This window comes from Secundilactobacillus paracollinoides DSM 15502 = JCM 11969 (assembly GCF_001311135.1).
GTDB lineage: Bacteria > Bacillota > Bacilli > Lactobacillales > Lactobacillaceae > Secundilactobacillus > Secundilactobacillus paracollinoides.
On the sequence record NZ_BBAG01000150.1, the window covers coordinates 1 to 1377 of the forward strand.

1 protein-coding gene is annotated in these 1377 nt (G+C 38.6%); it reads left to right on the plus strand.

Annotated elements, in window-relative coordinates; genetic code table 11:
- The coding region (gene cas9, locus JCM11969_RS16685; RefSeq protein WP_156319424.1) for a type II CRISPR RNA-guided endonuclease Cas9 at positions 1-1377 on the plus strand (1377 nt) is incomplete at both ends.

Below are 1377 nucleotides of genomic sequence, written 5' to 3' on the forward strand. Positions count from 1 at the left end.
AATAGATCTTGGACAGCTTCTAAGACCTTGGTTAAATCCATGAACCCTGACATTCTATCTGAATTGGATAATGCTTCGAAGTCTAAGAAGGGTCTGACTGATCGCCTGTATCTTTACTTCACTCAGCTTGGGAGGGATATGTATACGGGTAAGCCAATTAATATCGATGAAATCAGTAATTATGATATTGATCATATTTTGCCACAGGCGTTTATCAAGGATGATTCATTAAGTAACCGGGTGCTTGTATCAAGGGCAGTGAACAATGGTAAGTCAGCTAATGTTCCACTGAAGCTGTTTGGCGTCAAAATGGCTCACTTCTGGGAACAGCTTGCTGAAGCGGGATTGATCAATAAACGCAAACTAAAGAATCTTCAAACGAATCCTGACACCATTAGTAAGTTTGCCATGCACGGTTTTATTAGACGACAGTTAGTGGAAACCAGCCAGGTGATCAAGCTTGTTGCAAATATTCTTGGTGACAAATATCGCAATGATGATACCAAGATTATTGAAATTACGGCTCGGATGAACCATCAGATGCGAGATGAGTTCGCCTTTATCAAGAACCGTGAAATCAATGATTACCATCATGCCTTTGATGCTTATCTGACCGCATTCTTAGGCAGATATCTATATCACAGATATATTAAGCTACGTCCTTACTTCGTTTATGGTGACTTCAAGAAATTCAGAGAAGATAAGGTTACCATGCGTAATTTCAACTTCCTGCATGATTTAACAGATGATACCCAGGCGAGAATTGCTGACACCGAAACTGGTGAGGTAATTTGGGATCGCGAAACTTCAATTAAGCAGTTGAAGGATGTTTATCATTATAAATTTATGTTGATTTCACAAGAAGTGTTTTCTCTGAATGGAATGATGTTCAAACAGAAACTTTTTCCAGCCAAAGTCGCGGAAAATTCCACATTGATTCCTATCAAACAAGGCAAGCCGGTTAACATTTATGGTGGGTATAGCAATAATGTGGATGCTTATTTATCCATTGTAAAAATTAGGGGCAAAAGAGAAAACAAATACAAAGTCGTTGGCGTTCCGATGAGATCATTGCATAATCTAAAACTGGCCGAAGGCATCGGTCATGAAGCATATATCAATGAACTTAAAATGGTATTAACTCCACAATTTACCAAAGACAAAAAGAATCGAAAAACTGGGCAAATTTCTCGACAAGTAACTGACTTTGAAATAATTGTTGGCAAGCTGATGTATAGGCAGCTAGTTATCGATGGACAGGAAAAGTCGCTGATTGCTAGTTCGGTGTACCAATATAATGCTAAGCAACTTGTGCTGTCAGATGATTCCATCAAAACCATATCTAATGCAGAAAATTGGGACGAGGAAATTCTCTCT